The following is a 295-nucleotide window of genomic DNA, read 5'->3' as shown; positions in this document are numbered from 1 at the left end:
GAACCCTTCTTTTTGTATAGTACTTATTTTTGCTTGTTGTAATACTCGATGATGGCAGCTGCCATCGCCTCACCGACCCGCTTCTGAAAGGCACGGTCAAGCATTTTCTTATTCTCGGCTGCATTCGTTAAGAAGCCTACCTCTATGAGTGCAGATGGCATCTTCGTATTCTTAACTACGTAGAAGTTAGCTGTACGCAGACCACGGTTCTTAAACCCCGTCGCTTCGATAAGATGTTTATGCACAATGGATGCAAAAGCCTTACTCTGCGCGGTATTGTAATACGTCTCCGTTC

General features: G+C 45.1%; 1 protein-coding gene. It reads right to left on the bottom strand.

Annotated features, from left to right (window positions below; genetic code table 11):
- Nucleotides 1-23 precede the first annotated feature (23 nt).
- Nucleotides 24-295 (bottom strand): N-acetylmuramoyl-L-alanine amidase family protein (locus LKX83_RS32390; RefSeq protein ID WP_227887383.1); only part of this gene is annotated, 272 nt, incomplete at its 5' end.

It is taken from the genome of Cohnella baijiui, assembly GCF_020731285.1.
Lineage (GTDB): Bacteria > Bacillota > Bacilli > Paenibacillales > Paenibacillaceae > Cohnella.
Note: the sequence above shows the minus strand (reverse complement) of the source record. Positions and strands in the feature narration are given on the sequence as shown.